Source organism: Leptospira broomii serovar Hurstbridge str. 5399, assembly GCF_000243715.2.
Taxonomy (GTDB): Bacteria; Spirochaetota; Leptospiria; order Leptospirales; family Leptospiraceae; genus Leptospira_B; species Leptospira_B broomii.
Map to the genome: position 1 here is coordinate 398,508 of NZ_AHMO02000004.1, position 16,314 is coordinate 414,821.

General features: G+C 43.8%; 16 protein-coding genes. 8 read left to right on the forward strand and 8 right to left on the reverse strand.

Translation table 11 applies throughout. The features are described from left to right. Positions 1–4: 4 nt before the first annotated feature. The 4 genes from secG to gap form a co-directional block, all read right to left on the reverse strand. The gene (gene secG, locus LEP1GSC050_RS02000; RefSeq protein WP_010569397.1) at positions 5–391 is read right to left on the reverse strand and encodes a preprotein translocase subunit SecG; all 387 of its coding nucleotides are present in this window, start codon (positions 389–391) and stop codon (positions 5–7) included. Positions 392–563: 172 nt separating this feature from the next. After that, positions 564–1,316: a triose-phosphate isomerase gene (gene tpiA, locus LEP1GSC050_RS02005; RefSeq protein WP_010569398.1), complete on the reverse strand. Its 753-nt coding sequence runs from the start codon at positions 1,314–1,316 to the stop codon at positions 564–566. Between the two features lie 38 nt (positions 1,317–1,354). Further along, complete coding sequence (locus LEP1GSC050_RS02010) at positions 1,355–2,545, reverse strand: phosphoglycerate kinase (protein WP_040910921.1); 1,191 nt, start codon at positions 2,543–2,545, stop codon at positions 1,355–1,357. A 2-nt stretch (positions 2,546–2,547) separates the two neighbouring features. Continuing rightward, positions 2,548–3,555, reverse strand: a complete 1,008-nt coding sequence (gene gap, locus LEP1GSC050_RS02015) for a type I glyceraldehyde-3-phosphate dehydrogenase (protein WP_010569400.1) — start codon at positions 3,553–3,555, stop codon at positions 2,548–2,550. 185 nt (positions 3,556–3,740) lie between these two features. Here gap and LEP1GSC050_RS02020 point away from each other — a divergent pair, with 185 nt between their 5' ends. Continuing rightward, positions 3,741–5,414 (forward strand): hypothetical protein, encoded by a 1,674-nt coding sequence (locus LEP1GSC050_RS02020; RefSeq protein WP_010569401.1) that lies wholly within the window; start codon positions 3,741–3,743, stop codon positions 5,412–5,414. Here the strand turns inward: LEP1GSC050_RS02020 and lepB are convergent. Further along, positions 5,409–5,966: a signal peptidase I gene (lepB, locus tag LEP1GSC050_RS02025; RefSeq protein ID WP_010569402.1), complete on the reverse strand. Its 558-nt coding sequence runs from the start codon at positions 5,964–5,966 to the stop codon at positions 5,409–5,411. The two genes, LEP1GSC050_RS02020 and lepB, sit on opposite strands and share 6 nt — an antisense overlap. A 107-nt stretch (positions 5,967–6,073) precedes the next feature. Between lepB and LEP1GSC050_RS02030 the strand changes: the two genes are divergently transcribed. The 5 genes from LEP1GSC050_RS02030 (at position 6,074) to topA (ending at position 12,162) form a co-directional block, all read left to right on the forward strand. After that, the gene (locus tag LEP1GSC050_RS02030) at positions 6,074–6,646 is read left to right on the forward strand and encodes a gamma carbonic anhydrase family protein (RefSeq protein ID WP_010569403.1); all 573 of its coding nucleotides are present in this window, start codon (positions 6,074–6,076) and stop codon (positions 6,644–6,646) included. Continuing rightward, positions 6,639–7,721: a hypothetical protein gene (locus LEP1GSC050_RS02035; RefSeq protein ID WP_020986923.1), complete on the forward strand. Its 1,083-nt coding sequence runs from the start codon at positions 6,639–6,641 to the stop codon at positions 7,719–7,721. The genes LEP1GSC050_RS02030 and LEP1GSC050_RS02035 overlap by 8 nt, the downstream gene beginning before the upstream one ends. A 227-nt stretch (positions 7,722–7,948) precedes the next feature. Then, positions 7,949–8,878, forward strand: a complete 930-nt coding sequence (cysK, locus tag LEP1GSC050_RS02040) for a cysteine synthase A (protein WP_010569404.1) — start codon at positions 7,949–7,951, stop codon at positions 8,876–8,878. A gap of 552 nt (positions 8,879–9,430) precedes the next feature. Next, entirely contained in the window at positions 9,431–10,279 is an 849-nt protein-coding gene (locus LEP1GSC050_RS02045) for an oxygenase MpaB family protein (protein WP_010569405.1), read from the forward strand. A 38-nt stretch (positions 10,280–10,317) separates the two neighbouring features. After that, the gene (topA, locus tag LEP1GSC050_RS02050; protein WP_010569406.1) at positions 10,318–12,162 is read left to right on the forward strand and encodes a type I DNA topoisomerase; all 1,845 of its coding nucleotides are present in this window, start codon (positions 10,318–10,320) and stop codon (positions 12,160–12,162) included. An 11-nt stretch (positions 12,163–12,173) separates the two neighbouring features. On the opposite strand, the gene LEP1GSC050_RS02055 is transcribed toward topA, so the two are convergent. Next, positions 12,174–12,971 carry an ABC transporter ATP-binding protein gene (locus LEP1GSC050_RS02055; RefSeq protein WP_010569407.1) on the reverse strand — a complete coding sequence of 266 codons (798 nt, stop codon included), beginning with the start codon at positions 12,969–12,971 and terminating at the stop codon, positions 12,174–12,176. Next, positions 12,958–14,439 (reverse strand): HDOD domain-containing protein, encoded by a 1,482-nt coding sequence (locus tag LEP1GSC050_RS02060; protein ID WP_010569408.1) that lies wholly within the window; start codon positions 14,437–14,439, stop codon positions 12,958–12,960. The genes LEP1GSC050_RS02055 and LEP1GSC050_RS02060 overlap by 14 nt, the downstream gene beginning before the upstream one ends. A 117-nt stretch (positions 14,440–14,556) precedes the next feature. On the opposite strand from LEP1GSC050_RS02060, the gene LEP1GSC050_RS02065 reads away from it, so the two are divergent. Both LEP1GSC050_RS02065 and LEP1GSC050_RS02070 read left to right on the forward strand, forming a co-directional pair. Then, positions 14,557–14,850: a hypothetical protein gene (locus LEP1GSC050_RS02065; RefSeq protein ID WP_040910922.1), complete on the forward strand. Its 294-nt coding sequence runs from the start codon at positions 14,557–14,559 to the stop codon at positions 14,848–14,850. Positions 14,851–14,946: 96 nt separating this feature from the next. Beyond that, positions 14,947–15,192, forward strand: coding sequence for a hypothetical protein (locus tag LEP1GSC050_RS02070; protein ID WP_010569410.1), 246 nt, complete (start codon positions 14,947–14,949; stop codon positions 15,190–15,192). A gap of 95 nt (positions 15,193–15,287) precedes the next feature. On the opposite strand, the gene LEP1GSC050_RS02075 is transcribed toward LEP1GSC050_RS02070, so the two are convergent. Further along, positions 15,288–16,139 carry a hypothetical protein gene (locus tag LEP1GSC050_RS02075; protein WP_010569411.1) on the reverse strand — a complete coding sequence of 284 codons (852 nt, stop codon included), beginning with the start codon at positions 16,137–16,139 and terminating at the stop codon, positions 15,288–15,290. Between the last annotated feature and the right edge of the window lie 175 nt (positions 16,140–16,314).

The following is a 16,314-nucleotide window of genomic DNA, read 5'->3' on the forward strand; positions in this document are numbered from 1 at the left end:
AAATTTAAGGCTTGGTTTGTCCCTGAGGAGCGGTTGCGGGGTTTGGAGTCGGCTGAGCTGGCTGGGCATTGGAGCCTCCTTGATTCTCTGGGGTTCCATCAACCGGAGCGGATTGAGCTGGAACCACTTCCGGAACCGGAGTCGTATTGTATCCGCTAGTCTTAGCAAAAAGGAAAGAAAGAATCAAAGAGAGTGCCAAAAAAAGAACGCCTGCAACACGAGTGGCTTTAGTTAGAACATCTGCAGTCGAAGAACCGAATACCGATTGGCTTGCCCCGCCGCCCAAAACACCGCCCATTCCGCCCTTTCCGGTTTGGATCATGACCAATAGAATTAGAAAAAGGCTCACGAAAACGAAGAGGACAAGAATAGTCCCAGTAATAAATCCCATATTGCGAAAATCCTATGTTATTGGGTCGGTTTGCGGTTTATAAGAAGCCGCCACGATCCAAGCTACGCTGAGCATCTCTGGTGACAATTAAAAACCCGTCCGGATCGTTCCTGCCGATTCGGCCTTCCGCAATCTTAAAAGGATTAGGATTGTATCAGGATCCGTGGAGAAGCTAAAACAAACCCAAGAAGCTTTCCAGTTTTTGGCTGGCTCCGCCGACTAATCCACCGTCGATATCCGACTGGGATAGCAGTTCCTTCACGTTATCTGGTTTGACGGATCCTCCGTATAGGATTGGAAGTGAAGCGGCGATTTCGGTTCCATTCCGGAAAAGTCCTGCAATTTCTTTCCGAAGGAAAGAATGCGCTTCCTGGGCCTGAGCCGGGGAGGCTACTTTACCGGTTCCGATTGCCCAAACCGGCTCATAAGCAACCCAGATTCGGGAGAATAAATCGCTATGGATGTTTCCCAAGCCTTCTCGTATTTGCCTTCCTAAAATCTCGAAAGTTTTACCGGCTTCGCGTTCCGCCAGGGTTTCCCCAACGCAATAAATAACGGTAAATTCATGGGAGGCTAAGTACCCGACTTTTTGGTTACAAAACGAATTCGTTTCTCCTAAAAATTGGCGGCGTTCCGAATGGCCGACCAACGCGAATTTGAGACCCAGCTCTTTCAAGTGGTCCGGACTCGTTTCACCCGTCATCGCCGCGAGGGGAGACGGGTAGATGTTTTGAGCGCCTACACCGATCGCCGAGCCTTCTAATATTCTAGACACTGAGGCAAGATGGATCGTAGACGGAAAGACGATCGCCTTTTTGTCCTTTTGAATCGACGGCAACTTCTCCTTGAGTCCGATCGCCAATGTGAGCGCCTCTTTTTCGGAGAGATTCATTTTCCAGTTACCAGCAATTATTTTAGGTCGCATATCGTCTTTCCTCGACTATCATCAAAATCTAAAGCGGATTACTCCGCTTTTTTAAGAAGAGCTTGTACGCCGGGAAGTTTTTTCCCTTCCAAGAATTCTAGGGAAGCCCCCCCGCCGGTAGAAACGTGTGTGATCTTGTCTTCCACTTTAGCCTTATTAATGGCCGCGATGGAATCGCCTCCGCCTACGATGGTTTTTGCTTTTGACTTAGCGACCGCTTTCGCAATGGCCATAGTTCCTTCGGCAAATTTATCGAATTCAAAAACTCCCATCGGTCCGTTCCACACGATAGTCGAAGCGTTCTTTATCACTTTTTCGTAATTTGAAATCGTTTTGGGTCCTATATCCATTCCCATCCACCCGTCCAAAATTCCCATCTTATCGACGGTTTTACTTTTGGCTTTCGGATCGAACTTATCGGCTATGATATGATCCACAGGAAGTTGAAAATCCACTCCTGCAACTCCGGCCCGTTCGATTAGTTGAAATGCCTCGACTTCGAAATCCTTTTCGACCAGGGAATTTCCCACCGGAATCGCGCGAGACTTGAGGAAGGTGTAAGCCATTCCTCCACCGATCAAAATATGATCCACTTTATCGATCAGATTTTTAATCACGCTGATCTTTGAAGAGACTTTGGAACCGCCTATAATTGCAACGAACGGTTTCGCGGGTCTTGAAAGTAGGCTGGATAGCTCAGTGATTTCCTTATACATCAAAAGGCCGGCAAACGACGGAAGGAGATGGGCGATTCCTTCCGTAGAAGAATGGGCTCGATGAGCGGCTCCGAATGCGTCGTTGACATATACGTCGGCCAATGCTGCGAGTTTTTTGGAAAATCCAGGATCGTTTTCTTCCTCTTCTTTATGAAAACGTAAATTTTCTAGAACTAGAATTTCCCCGTCTTTCAAATCTTTGGAGAGTTTGACTACTTGATCTCCGACGACGTTTTTCGAGAAAGAAACAGGTGCGTTAGTCATTCCTTTGAAGACTTCAAAAACCGGCTCCATCGAAAATTGAGGATCCGGTTTTCCTTTCGGGCGACCGAGGTGGCTTCCGATGACGATCCGGGCTCCTTTTTTTACAAGGAGCTTGATAGTCGGGAGTGTTTTTTCAATTCGGGTCGAATCCGTGACTTTGCCGTTCTCAATGGGAACGTTAAAATCCACGCGGAGGAAGACTCGTTTACCTTTAAGATCTTCGTGCTCGAGTCTAGGTAGCTGAAGCATCATCACCCTTTTTTTGCCATATAGCGAATTAAGTCTAAAACGCGATTGGAATATCCCATTTCGTTGTCATACCAAGAAACCAGCTTAAAAAAGCGGGAATTCAATTCGATACTTGCATCGTGATCGAATATCGAGGAAAGTGTCGAACTCAAGAAATCGGTGGAGACTACCATTTCATCGGTGTATCCCAAAATTCCCTTCATAGCACCTTCCGAAGTGGCTTTTATTTTTGCAGAAATTTCCTTTAGACTCGTTTCTTTTACGGTTCGAACTGTCAGATCTACCACGGAAACGTCCGGAACGGGAATCCGGAAAGACATACCGGTGAGTTTTCCATTTACTTCAGGAATGCAAAGACCGACAGCTTTTGCCGCACCGGTAGAAGCCGGAATGATATTTTGCATCGCTCCTCTTCCGCCTCTCCAGTCTTTCTTCGAAGGACCGTCTACGGTAGGTTGAGTGGACGTTGTTGCGTGAATCGTAGTCATCAAACCTTCTTCGATTCCGAAATTGTCCAGAACCACTTTTACGATCGGAGCCAGGCAGTTGGTCGTGCAGGATGCGTTGGATACTACATGGTCGGTTGCCGAGTTGTATTTCTCGTTATTGACTCCCATCACGAAGGTCGGGATGTCTTTATCTTTTGCTGGAGCGGAGATAACTACTTTTTTGGCTCCGGCCTTGAGGTGTTTTTCTGCTCCTGCTCGATCGGTAAATAAACCGGTGGATTCTACGACGTAATCGACCTTGAGATCTTTCCAGGGGAGCTTTTCAGGGTCTCTTTCGGAAACGCAGAGGACTTTCTTCCCGTCTATAATGATTTCTTTGTCGCTGTGTTCGACGGTTCCGTCGTAGCGGCCATGGGTTGAATCATATTTTAATAAATAGGCCAGGTTATCCGGCGTTACGAGGTCGTTGATAGCTACAAATTCGAGATTCGGATCTTTGATACCGGCCCGAAATACCAGTCTTCCGATCCTTCCAAAACCGTTGATAGCGATTCTTGTCATGTTCTTCCCTTTTTTCCTTAGGCTTTCTGTGGAGATGGCGCGTTGAAAACCCGCTCAGGAACATATTTTTAGGATAAAACCTTCCTGAAAATCCGTTTTTTGACGGGAAAAGAGGGACTTAGAGCAATCATTTTAACTTGAAATTAAGAGGACTAAGAGCGGATCTTCCTTAGCGAAACCCAAGAATGAAAACACAGAAAGTCCGGTTACTTCTCGTATTTATCTCCATCGGAATTGCCGTCGGTTTTGCGGCAAATCTGCTTGAATTCTACTCATCCTTCCTGCGTTGGCCGGCGTATTTGAGTTTAGACGCATCTCAGTTACGCATAGAATCCGTTTTATTCGGTCTAGGCAAATTACCGTATCTCGATTTTTATTCGTTTAATCTTCCGGGGACACACTGGACGAATTTACTTCTTTTGCGCATTTTCGGAACTTCCGATTTTGGGATTCGGCTTTCCGAGCTGGTTTGGATTTTGATTTGTTCAGGATTGCTTTTCTTCTTTTTATATCGAAGTTCCGGATTCGTCTCCGCGATCGTCGGCGGATTCTTATTTTTAATGTTGCCTGAGGAAGCGGCTCCGTACGGGAGTTTTCAGAGAGAAACAATCTTTCTCATTCCGCTTTTCTTGCTTTGGAATGTTCTCCATCCGAAAAAAGGAGAAGATACTTCGGCTAGGGAAGAATATTTGCGATTGTTCGGAAGATTGCCGGTCGTAATCGCCCTTTCCGTCTTCTCGGCGATGATTAAACCCTTCTTCCTTTTGTTTCCGATCATCCTGCTCGGAGAAAGATATTATTCATTTATAATGCAATTTAGGAAATTAGGACAAAGGCCTCCGAGTCTTTCCGGAAAGGAATATTTATCTATTCTCATTTCCTGTTTTGCCGGCTTATCAGTATTCCTTCTTCTTTTTTGGCCTATTTTGACGTCGGGAAAAACAATTTCTATTCTGGATGCGCTGATTTCGAACGTTCGATCTCATAATCGATTGCTTCCTATGCCTTCTTGGGAATCTTCGATTCTCTCCTTATTTTCATTATCGGCTTCCGATTTTCTAATTCCGCTTAGTAACGCGAGAGATGGAAAGCTTGGTGGATATTTCCTGATCGTCCTCTTCTTATTTATTTTTACAAAAAAATATCGAGAAGCTCCGTTACTCCTACCTTCCTTACTTGCAGGGCTTTTAAGCTACTGGATTCAAATTCGGGGATTTCATTATTATCTGATTCCTACCTGGGTGATTTTGCAATGTATGGCGGCGATTTTGGCCGGAGCAGCATATTCCACTTTTATTAAATTTCTCTCCGATAAAGAGTCGATTCGGATGGTTAACGTCTTTTTTTCGATTTTCTTATTTTACGGAATTCTTTACTGCAATTTCAAAAAACAGAATATTTCGCTGCAGCTATATAGGGGAAACGGGCTTGTAGGCCCTCGTCTTGCCCAAGGATGGCAACCGTTTCGATTGTATGAAGAGTTGGATCGTATCGTTCCCGAATTACGAAGCGAAAAGAAAACGATCTCTTATGTTCCGCTGGATAGTGCGACGTTTTCTTTGGCGGCGATTTTACGATACGGTCTGGAGTTCGATTCTTATTTCACCTTGGATTACGGGCTTTGGGCGGATTCGATTCAAAAAGAAGAGCTTCGTAAAAAATTTCTCTCGGAGATGGATCGATTTCATTTCGATCTTATCGTGATTGCAGAGGATCCGATTAATAGGGGATTTTTGGTCAAGAAAGACAGATGGCCGGAGTTCTCGGAACGTTTAAAACGAAATTACGATTCGATATCCGCCTTTTCCGATGTGACCGGGGTCGCGTTCGAAATCTTCCGAAAGAAAAAAATTCTATAATACTTTGCCGACGAGTTTTTCGAATGGAATCGGGCCGAAGTCTCTAGAATCCAGGCAATCGTCACGATTGTCGCAAAGCAGAAAGAAATTTCTATCTTCGATTAAGAGTGCCGAAAAACTGTCTCGATTCGAATGTAACGCGGGGAAGGGATTTCTAGTGTCTCGATGGGAAATCGTGTAGGGTAGGTTGCCTTCCGTTTCCGGTATATTATTCCTGAATAGAACTTTCTCTTTCATGGAAAGAGTATCCCCCGGCTTACCTACGATTCTTCCTAAAATCACGCTTCCACTCTGAGTCGGATGTTCCGCTAAAACGACATCTCCTAAAAATAACGAGGAAGGTTGAATCCAACGATAGATATAGACTCTTTTTCCTTTGGGAATCGCAGGATTCATTTCAGAAGTATCCGGAATAAACGGAAAAAGAATCCATGATCTGAGAAGCAACGCTAGGAGCAGACCGATCGTCAAAGAAAATCCGAGTAACTTCGCGAATCGTTTTTTATCGAACTTCTTTTCTTTTTCTCCGAATCCTTTGCGTGGCGTAAACATTCATCCCATCCTTTGTCGTAGTGCCTAGTCGGTCAAAAGGAATTTCGACTTGTGGACTGACTTAACGGGCTGGAAAATGGAAATGAAAGGATCGGGAGAATTTCTTCATGATGAGCGATGCACGCGGATATGGAATGGTTTTAGAATATTTGGGAAAACGCCCGGATATCCACGATAGCGTTTTTTTAGCTCCGGGATCTCAAATAGTCGGAGACGTTACGATCGGTAAGAATTCTTCCATTTGGTTCCAGACGCTTGTAAGAGGAGACGTAAATTATATTCGCATAGGCGAGAATGTGAATATCCAAGATATGACGGTTGTACATGTAGCGAGAGATGTATATCCGGTCGAAATCGGAGATAATGTTTCCATCGGTCATAGAGCCACAATTCACGGATGCATTTTAAAGAATTTTTCATTCGTCGGAATGGGAGCGACCGTCATGGACGGAGTCGAGTTGGGCGAATACTCGTTTGTTGCAGCCGGTGCGCTGGTCACACCCGGGAAAATTATTCCATCCGGAGTGATGGTCATGGGATCTCCAGCTAAGATCGTAAGAGATATTACCGAAAAGGAGCGAGAGATCATCACAAGAACTACGGGGAATTACGTGAAATACAAAACGAATTATATGAACGATCCTTATTATTCCCGGCCGAGTTTTTACAAAAATGCCTGACTCTTACGAAACCCCAAGAAATCTCGGGGTCTATCTACGCGGCACAGGCGTGATCGGATGGCCTTTAGCCTCGATTTTATTGTTGATAAAGGCTAAGTTTGGAGGTTTTCGCGTTTTTGTAGAACCGTATCAACTCGGGAAGGCGGAGATACCTCAAATTCTTTCTCTTTTAGAAAAGGGGGCCGAGTTAGTCGATGACGGAGAAAATCATGTTCGGAACTTTTTTCCTAAATGGATACCGAAGCAGGAAGCGCTTCAAAATTCTTATGTTCTATGCGATTCTTCTCCGCCAGGCGTTGCGGAAAATAGAATTCCTGAATATGAGTCCGCTTTGTATGATAGGATTCGATTATTCGTAGCGCAGGGAAGCGAACATAAATTCGGTCCTCAGTTTCTTTATCCTGAGAATGCGGTTATTCTTGAAAAAAAAATTCATAGATTCATACATATCTCTACTTGCAATACTCACACGTTAGCCGGAATACTTCGTCCGTTTTATGGACGAAATGCGACCGAACTTCCTTCCATTTTGGAAGAGGCAGATTTCTTCGTGATTCGACGAGACGCGGATATGGCTAAAAACGATCCCCACGTGACCGGGCCTTTATTAGTCTTACCTGAATCGGAGACCGGAACGCATCATGGGAGACTCCTCAACGAAGTTTATGCTAGTCTTGGTTTTAAAATCAGTTTGAGTTCTTCTTCAATAACGATTAACTCACCGTATATGCATTTGATTCGGTTCCGACTCAAGTTGAAGCGAGAAATAAAATTGGAGGACGTGATTAATAAAATTCAGACGGATCCATTTCTTTCCGTTACTGACCTGATATCAACGAACTCGATTTTTTCATCGGGACGGGACCGAGGATTGTATGGTAGAATCTTTTCTCACGCGGTTTTTCCTTTAGCATCATTAGAAGTTAGGGGGAAAGAGATACGTGGATATGCGGCAACCCCCGGAGATTCTAACGTTCATATTTCCACTTTGTATGCCGTTTTCAAAGGTTTAGAATTAGAATGGGGACCTACGGTGGAGGCATTTTTGGCGGGAATTGTGCTAAAGACAGTTTAATCTAATGAGTCTCGTTGTAGTTGAAGGATTGAGAATATTCTGTAACGGTATCACTCAAATCCGATTTTCTTATGAATTTAGTGCAGAAAGATATTTGAAAGTATGGGGAAAAGGTCGAAAAATCGCAGGCAGGTCCTTTTTTTTATTGAAATATTTGATATATTGAAAACTGTTTCCAATATAGTAGCAAATGACCGGAATCAAAGTTGGAAAGGTAGGAACAAGCAATGAAAGCAAATAATATCTTAGAGACTATAGGAAATACTCCTCATGTGAAGATTAATCGTCTCTTCGATTCAAAACACTCCGTTTACGCTAAACTTGAGCGATCTAACCCCGGCGGTTCTATTAAAGATCGTATTGCTCTTTCTATGATCGAAGACGCGGAGAAGAGTGGAAAATTAACGAAAAATACCGTGATCATCGAACCTACTTCCGGAAACACCGGAATAGGACTGGCGCTAGTCGCGGCCGTAAAAGGATACCGATTGATTCTCGTTATGCCCGAATCAATGAGCGTCGAGAGAAGAAGAATCATGGCGGCCTATGGAGCAGAATTTGATCTTACTCCCCGAGAAAAAGGAATGCCTGGTGCGATCGAGCGTGCGAAGCAGCTTGTGTCCGAGAATCATAATTCATGGATGCCCCAGCAGTTCGAAAATGAAGCCAATATTCAAGTTCACATAGAGACAACTGCCGCTGAAATCTTAAAAGATTTTCCGAACGGGGTAGATGTACTGATCACCGGAGTCGGAACGGGCGGTCACATCACCGGCGTTGCGAAAGTTCTGAAAGAGAAATTTCCGAAAACAAAAGTCTATGCAGTAGAACCGGAGGCTTCTCCAGTTATTTCGGGAGGAAAACCGGGACCCCATCCGATTCAAGGAATCGGCGCTGGATTTATTCCTAAAAACCTGCATGTGGATCTATTAGACGGAGTCATCCAAGTATCCAAAGATGAAGCTTTTGCATATGCTTTGCGTGCTGCACGCGAAGAAGGAATTTTCTTGGGAGTTTCTTCCGGGGCCTCGCTTGCCGCCGTAGCTAAAAAACTACCGGATATTGCAGAAGGTTCAACGGTTCTTACTTTCAATTATGATACCGGAGAGAGATATCTTTCTATTGAAGGTTTGTTTCCGGTTCCTTCTAACGGTTAAATTAAATTTGCCGCGACAAATAAGTCGACGGTGATTCGCCTTAAAAAAGCCCTACGAAATCCCGGCAGTAGCCGGGTTTTTTTTGTCCTTCTTGGATTCGAGATTGAATCGATTTGATCGGTTTATTGTGAAAAGCGAGGGCCCACCCTTCCTGGGTGGGGGATGGGGGCGGTTTTTCAGAAATAAAACTTTTATCAGAAAGACAGGCGACTGTCAATCTAAGTCCGAAATAAAAAAAATGTGGGACCTCCTACACAAACAAATGTAGAAAAAGGATTTTCAATAATCGCAATTTGTGTTAAGCGGCTTGTTTCATTCGGCTGCGGCGGTACCACCGACCGGCCCCCGCCCAGGAGGGGCGGGCACCAAAACTTTTTCAAATTCAGACCCAGGTAATTACTTTTATATAAAAGTAATTACCTGGTGGCAAGGTGGTCGTTTGCTATCCAACCTATCGCGTATTTAGAAAAATTCTTGTGCAATCGACGTTCCATTTAGGATTAGCTTTTTGTAAATGATTTCTCACGGTGATGAGAAGAGACGGGAATATAGATGTTTGATCGATTACGAATTTTACGAGAAATTGGAAAGCTGGATCCGGAGAAAGATGCTCATCGAATCGCATTTCTTTCCGGCAGCTACGATTTCCCACAGGATGTGGAAATTTCTTTGGCATTGGCATTTTTTCGCACTTACGCGATTCCTTCCATCGCGAAGATCCTAGATGAAACCAAGCAGTTCGAAAATTTCGGCCAAAAACGATATGATGATACTACTCTCGTCTTAGGAGAATTTTTGGAAAACGGATTGGATAGCGAAAACGGTCGAAGAGCGATTCGTCGCATGAATCAAATTCATAAGCAATATAAAATTAAGAACGAAGACTTTCTCTATACTCTTACCACTTTTATTTTTGAACCTTCTCGCTGGAATTCCCGGTTTGGTTGGAGAAAAAGTTCGCATCAGGAAAAATTAGCCAATTTCTATCTGTGGAGACGGATCGGTGAATTGATGAATATCAAAGATCTGCCGAAGACATATGAACAGATGGAAGATTTTAATCGGACTTTCGAATCCAAGAATTTTAAACAGACGCCTGAAGGAGTAAGATTAGGAACGGCAACTTTACGGATTGCAGTAGGAAGATTGCCTAAAATTCCAGGACTTTCCTTTTTAGTCTCTCAAGTTTTATTTTCCTTAATGGACGCTCCATTGAGAGCTGCAATGGGATTTCCGAATCCTAATTTTCTGTTGCAATGGGTCACGATTGTTTCCTTTAAACTGAGGGCTTTTGTTCTCCGATATTTTTGGCCGCCGCGAAGGAAACCGTTCTTCGTTACTAAACGAAAGAACCCTACATATCCGGACGGATATTTGATTGAAAGCCTAGGTCCCTTCTAAAAAGTACAGGCGGGTCGACTTTATCGACACGTCTTACGATGCCTCAACTTTTACTCGTAGAATCTCCCACGAAAGTTCGGACTTTGTCCTCCTACTTAGGTGACGATTTTCAAATTCTAGCGACTTTCGGCCATCTTGTGGATCTACCTTCGGATCGATTAGGCGTGGATATCTCTCATGATTTTTTACCCGAGTATGAGCTCTTACCTGGCAAGAAAAAAGTTTTGGCTCAGATTTTGAAAGCGGCTAAGGCTGCCGATCGGATTTTCATAGCTACCGATCCGGATCGAGAGGGAGAATTTATCGGATCCATCTTATCCGAGAGAATCGGCAAGCCTGCGTCGGTGAAGAGAGTCAAATTCAGGGAGATCAGTAAAATTGCGGTTTTAGAAGCAGTATCTCATCCGATCGACATCGATTCTCGCTTGGTGGAATCGCAGGTCACTCGAAGGATCCTAGATCGATTGATTGGATACAAAATTAGCCCTTTTCTATGGAAGGCAATTTCTTCCGGGTTGTCGGCGGGTAGGGTTCAGTCCGTTGCTTTGAAATGGATTTGCGAGAGGGAGGCTACTATCAGAGCTTTTCTACCCAAGGATTCGTGGGAGGTGATTGCAAAAGTTCATTTTTCGCCGGAGAAAGAAGATTTTATTTTATTTCACCGGAAGAACGGAGCGTTCGAAACCGAAGAGGAATGCGTAACCTCTTTGCAAAATCTTTTAGACCAAAATGCAGAATTAAAGATTATAGATCGTTCCGAAAAAAAGGGAAAAACTCTCCCACCTGCGCCTTTTACTACCGCTAGTCTTCAACAAGAAGCATTCCGTTTTTTTAAATTTCCGGCATCAAAGACGTTGAAATTGGCTCAGTCTCTATACGAAGGAGTAGATCTCGGAAACGGAAAACGCCAAGGCTTAATTACTTATATGAGAACCGATTCGGCTCGGATTTCCACTCAGGCTCGACTCGCTCTCAAAAAAGAGGCTATCCTATCCTTTGGCGCGGAATTTGTATCGTCGGAAGATTTGTCTCACAGGGAAAGAAAGACGAAAGGGAAGACGCAAGACGCTCATGAAGCCATACGTCCAGTCGACCCCACTTTAACTCCTAAAGACATTCAACATCTTGCCGAACGTTCTTTGAATAAAGACGCGAAGAAGCTATATGAATTGATTTGGAAACGATCTCTCGCCTCCCAAATGAAACCGGAAACCTGGATTCGAATCCAGTTTCAGGCGGACGCGTGCTCCGAAGTATGGATTGGAGAGACAAAACGGACGGAATTTCCGGGATACAGAATCGTTTACGGAGCTACTCAGGAAATCCTACCTCTCTGGAAGGTCGGAGAAATACTATCTCCTACAAAATGGGAGATGCAAAAGAAAACTACGGAACCTCCTCCTCGCTATACCGAAGCGACTCTAGTTGCGAAGATGGAAAAGGAAGGGATAGGTCGACCATCCACATATGCAAATATATTAGAAACTCTTTATAAACGAAATTATGCTATCCGGGATAAAATCGGGATTTTAGCCACCAATCTCGGAGAAAAAGTGAATTCGTTCCTGCAAAAAGCCTTTCCGGATTTGTTTCGAGACGGATTTACGGCCGATATGGAAATGAAATTGGATCATGTCGCGGAGGGTTCGGTTTCTCGAGCTCAGTTACTTACCGATTTTTACTCGAAATTAGAGACGGTTCTAAAGGGCGCCGATATAAAATCGGTTTCCTCTGAATGGAAAAAAACATCCAAGACTGCACTAGGTTACGGCATTTGTCCGGTATGCGGAAAAGGTCAGAGAATTCGGAAACGATCCTCCAAAAAAAAGGAATATTTCATCTGTTCGCGGTTTCCGGAATGCGATTATGCGGAGTATTTATAATTAGATTCTTTTTAAGATCGATCGGCAATGGCGACCCAGGTTCCGTTTCGATTTTCCGCTAGAACTTTGCGGTCGTAGAGATTCGTTAACCTTTCCGAGGTGAACGCTTCGCCTATCATACCGGAATATAAAATTTTTCCGGATTTTAAAAGCGCAGCGTGCTCGTAAAACGGCGGAATTTCGTCCAAGCGATGCGTGATATAGATCGAAGTAAAGTTTCGATTCTTCTTATAACCGTCCAAAAAATCGATGAACTCTTCGCGAGCCGTTAAATCTAATCCCGAGCAAGGCTCGTCAAGTATAACGAAATCCGGGGATGTTGACATCGCTCTCAAAAACAAAACCTTCTTCTTTTCTCCGGAGGAAAGAGTTCGAAACAACTGTTTGCGTTTTGCCCCCATTCCATGTTCTTCTAGAATGCGATCCGCTTCCTTTTCTTCCCAAGCGTCAGGGTCTCGATAATACCCGATAGTATGAAAGAAACCGGTAAGAAGTACGTCGAACACGGTTAAGCTTCTTTGCAGAGCGCTTTCCTGTTGGGACGAATCTAAAATGCCGATTTTGTTCCTCAATTCTTGGATGGGCACCTCTCCGAACGCCTCTCCGAACAATTCGATTCGCCCAGCAGTCGGCCAGTCCGTTCCATAAATTAAATTGACAAGAGTCGTCTTACCTGCGCCGTTTCTACCTAATAAAACCCAATGCTCGTTGGGGTTGATTCTTAGATCGATTCCTTCTAAAATCGGCGTTCCGGAGCGAAAGAACCGGATTCCTTTCAGATTTAACAGTGATTGCTCAGTTTTCTTCATTCGCGATCTCGTAAGCCTTAGTCAATCTTTCGCAAGTCTCTTCAAACTTCTGTTTATCGTCCAGTTCGAACTTGCGAAGGATATTAGAGTCGACGGCATAATAAGAGACTTTCCGTTCCGTAAAATCACTCATCATATTTGCAAGATATACTGTTTCGACTAGGTCGGCGTAAATCGTTCCGTACGTCATGAAAGGACGATGATGAAACTCTATCATATTGACGAGGTCAGGCGGAAAATCCCACTTCCGAGCTAGCATTCCTCCGAGTGTTGGATGAGATATTCCGATCGAGATTTCTTCAAAGATCGTAGAATTGGTTAAGTCTCGATGTTTTTGGAATGCGCTCAGTTTTCTGAATAGATTCGGATCGAGAGCAAGCAAAACGAACTTACCTAAATCATGGAGTAATGCTCCTGCGGCGGCTATATCCGCTAGCTTAACGAGACCCGCTCTTTGGGAAACTTGTCGAGCTAAATAGCTAGTTAGGTTGGAATGATTCCAAACCTCTTGCAGCTTGGTATATCGTCCTTCCATAATTTTTCTGACGCCTGAAACATAGAGAAGGTTTCTAACGTTTTTGAGACCGACGACCTTGACTGCTTGAACGATCGTATTTACTTTGTTCCGGCTCGCAAAACCGGCGGAGTTTGAAAGTTTAAGAAGGTCTGCACTGAGAGCCGGATTTCTTTCTATCTCATTTGCGATCACTCCCATATCAGAATCGGCGTTATTGCAAAGGCTGATGATTTTCGTAAGAGTATTGGGAAGCGGGGGAAGTCCTTCAATTTCGGTGAAAATTCGATCTTTCAATTTTGTCGTGACTTCCAACGGAACGATCTGTTTCGGAATCACTAAAGTCGCTCGAGTCATTTTCCCGTCGGATTCGATCTTGAACTTATCGATTCCAATTCCCGAATTTTTTAAAAGAAGTTGGATGAGAACGATTCCAAGTCCGGCGCTTTCTTGACTATCCGCCATGGTAAGGAAGGCTTCCGATAAATCGTTGAATTTACTGGCGGATTCTAGTCGAGCTTTGATTCGTTCGGATTCCTGCCGAAGAAGGGGGGCATCATTTTCCACTAGAAAAATCAAATTTTGATTCAGAATTTTGGCGCGTAGACGAACCGAAAAATTAGAACCTTTCAAGACCGGTTCCTGTTCGTCCCATTTGTGAATGATCTCCTCTTGAAATCGTTTCATTCCACGTTGGTATTGAACCGAATCGGAAATATTCAAACCTTCCGACAAAAAGAAGATTCTCTTTGCATTGGCCTTATTAGCATTCATCAGAAGCTCTTTTAGAATCGTGGAGATTACTTCCGTGAGAAAAAGACGGTCCAAATGTCCGAGAATTTGCAATAAGAGCAAGTAAATCTGTTGGTGGTCCTCATCGGAAATAAATCTATATTCGATATCAATTTCTTTCCCTGTGGAAAGCGAATCCGCATATTCTGAGACATTCAACATTCGCCTCAAATTTAGGTTGGAACCTCGCACTCGCAAGAAAAAAAATGCGATCGCCGGAATCCGATTCGGAACCGTTTGTCCGGGAGAAAGGATATACTTTTTTCTACAGGAGGCCGAATGGAAATGGATGGAGACCAGGAAAAAGACGGATTGAAACTTGCAGACGGCGCGTCTAACCAAGATCTCCAAAAGGAACTCCAATACTTTTTGGAGAATCGGTTAGACGGTCTTCTTGCAGAAGCGGAGAAGCTCCGGGTCGTAAAGGGCATGAGGCGTGCAGGAACCCGACAATTGCGTAAAAAGACACTGCATCCCGACAAAGGCCAAAGGAATTTGCCTTTTTTGTGGCCACTTCCTGAGCGTTCTGAGGAAGATATCCCGTTTTCAAAAGTTTCGGGCGAAGAGCTTTGATTCTCCTGAAAATCAACCTAGAAGTTTGATTTTTTTATGTTCTCATTAGGTAAATAAGGATGGACAGAGCTAAGGAGACAGGTAGGGTATAGATGAATGGATAGCAGCTTCTATTACGAAGACGCCCCCCAGGATGAACCGGAAAAACGCGATATTTTAGATATCATGGATTCCTACCGGTACATGAATTCTTCCTATTTCTTTGATTTTCTCTCAGATGGTCGTTGGGACCATGGAAAAGGTTGGGTAGAAAAGCATATCAACCGAGACCAGTGGTCTACTCGCTTTGTTCCCGGGAGTATCGATCGATACCGAAAACCTAGGGATTCTTCTAAACTTTAATCATATTAATCATAGCGCTCAGTTACTGCGCGAACTCATAAAAAAAGGACCTTTTTAGGTCCTTTTTTTATTTCCAACTTTGCCTTCGGTCGCGATCAATTCACTAGCTTTAACCCATTGATGTCTATAATTTTACGATAAACTAGCTTGTTCTTTTCCTTTTGTGGATTAAAGATCAATACGGCTATTTTATTGAAAGTGAAGTAACCTGGACGATATTCGGTGTAGTGGTGAGAAAAGATCGTGGTCTTGTATTTTGCGTTATAGATCGTATAAGTATGTTTGCTTAACGACTCGTGACGCTGCTTTTGGAGGTCTTCCGGAGTTTGTGCCACAAAATTGCTGATCAGTACCTTATCTTTGGTCGGGCCAGCTTCCCCGTAAAGTGTGATCGGCAATGCGGTCTGAGGATTATTGGTCAAGTAATGAACGAGTTCGTTAAAGGAAGGATTTCCTAACTTCGCTTTTTCACCGCGGACCAATTTATCTTCGTACTTTTTCTTGATTTCATTATAACGTTGGTCTCCCCAGACAACTTTATTGTCCACTGGACTTGGCATTAAATTGTGAAAGTTTACTACTTTTACATCTTCTTCCACATCATAAGTACGCCATTTTGGAAATGGGACTAATTCGCGATGGTCGTCTACTTTGGCGGTGGATGTTTCATTTAAAGCAAGAACGTAAATGGAAAAGTTTGCAGGATCGAAATCTCTGTTTTCCAATTCGATCATAACGTCCACGAATTCCCCTTTTCCGTTATCTGAATGTCTGCGGAAAAAGGAAACTTCCTTAACGAGCAATCGATCGTCGTAATAAGCGAGAGGGTAGAATTCCACCCCGGAACCGGAATTAGCAGCGGTCGGCTTCTCCGCGTTCTGCCCGGATGCGGCGGTACCTAAGATAAATAATACTAAGGCGAAGGAGAATTTTGCAACGGATTTCATGCGTGTACTGATCCCAATACGGTTCTTCAAATTAAATATCGACCAATAATCCCCGAAACTTAGCCGGAACTTCCGGTTTTTTAGGAAAAACTCGCCGGGTTTAAGTCTTCTCTTGAAATATTTTTCTATTTTAACCGGATCGGAAAATTCGTCCAGCGAGAATGTTGACCCTTTT

What these genes read in the sequence shown, in the direction of transcription:
- secG (WP_010569397.1), bottom strand. Translation starts at nt 391, where the DNA reads ATGGGATTTATTACTGGGACTATTCTTGTCCTCTTCGTTTTCGTGAGC.
- tpiA (WP_010569398.1), bottom strand. Translation starts at nt 1,316, where the DNA reads ATGCGACCTAAAATAATTGCTGGTAACTGGAAAATGAATCTCTCCGAA.
- LEP1GSC050_RS02010 (WP_040910921.1), bottom strand. Translation starts at nt 2,545, where the DNA reads ATGCTTCAGCTACCTAGACTCGAGCACGAAGATCTTAAAGGTAAACGA.
- gap (WP_010569400.1), bottom strand. Translation starts at nt 3,555, where the DNA reads ATGACAAGAATCGCTATCAACGGTTTTGGAAGGATCGGAAGACTGGTA.
- LEP1GSC050_RS02020 (WP_010569401.1), top strand. Translation starts at nt 3,741, where the DNA reads ATGAAAACACAGAAAGTCCGGTTACTTCTCGTATTTATCTCCATCGGA.
- lepB (WP_010569402.1), bottom strand. Translation starts at nt 5,966, where the DNA reads ATGTTTACGCCACGCAAAGGATTCGGAGAAAAAGAAAAGAAGTTCGAT.
- LEP1GSC050_RS02030 (WP_010569403.1), top strand. Translation starts at nt 6,074, where the DNA reads ATGATGAGCGATGCACGCGGATATGGAATGGTTTTAGAATATTTGGGA.
- LEP1GSC050_RS02035 (WP_020986923.1), top strand. Translation starts at nt 6,639, where the DNA reads ATGCCTGACTCTTACGAAACCCCAAGAAATCTCGGGGTCTATCTACGC.
- cysK (WP_010569404.1), top strand. Translation starts at nt 7,949, where the DNA reads ATGAAAGCAAATAATATCTTAGAGACTATAGGAAATACTCCTCATGTG.
- LEP1GSC050_RS02045 (WP_010569405.1), top strand. Translation starts at nt 9,431, where the DNA reads ATGTTTGATCGATTACGAATTTTACGAGAAATTGGAAAGCTGGATCCG.
- topA (WP_010569406.1), top strand. Translation starts at nt 10,318, where the DNA reads ATGCCTCAACTTTTACTCGTAGAATCTCCCACGAAAGTTCGGACTTTG.
- LEP1GSC050_RS02055 (WP_010569407.1), bottom strand. Translation starts at nt 12,971, where the DNA reads ATGAAGAAAACTGAGCAATCACTGTTAAATCTGAAAGGAATCCGGTTC.
- LEP1GSC050_RS02060 (WP_010569408.1), bottom strand. Translation starts at nt 14,439, where the DNA reads ATGTTGAATGTCTCAGAATATGCGGATTCGCTTTCCACAGGGAAAGAA.
- LEP1GSC050_RS02065 (WP_040910922.1), top strand. Translation starts at nt 14,557, where the DNA reads ATGGAAATGGATGGAGACCAGGAAAAAGACGGATTGAAACTTGCAGAC.
- LEP1GSC050_RS02070 (WP_010569410.1), top strand. Translation starts at nt 14,947, where the DNA reads ATGGATAGCAGCTTCTATTACGAAGACGCCCCCCAGGATGAACCGGAA.
- LEP1GSC050_RS02075 (WP_010569411.1), bottom strand. Translation starts at nt 16,139, where the DNA reads ATGAAATCCGTTGCAAAATTCTCCTTCGCCTTAGTATTATTTATCTTA.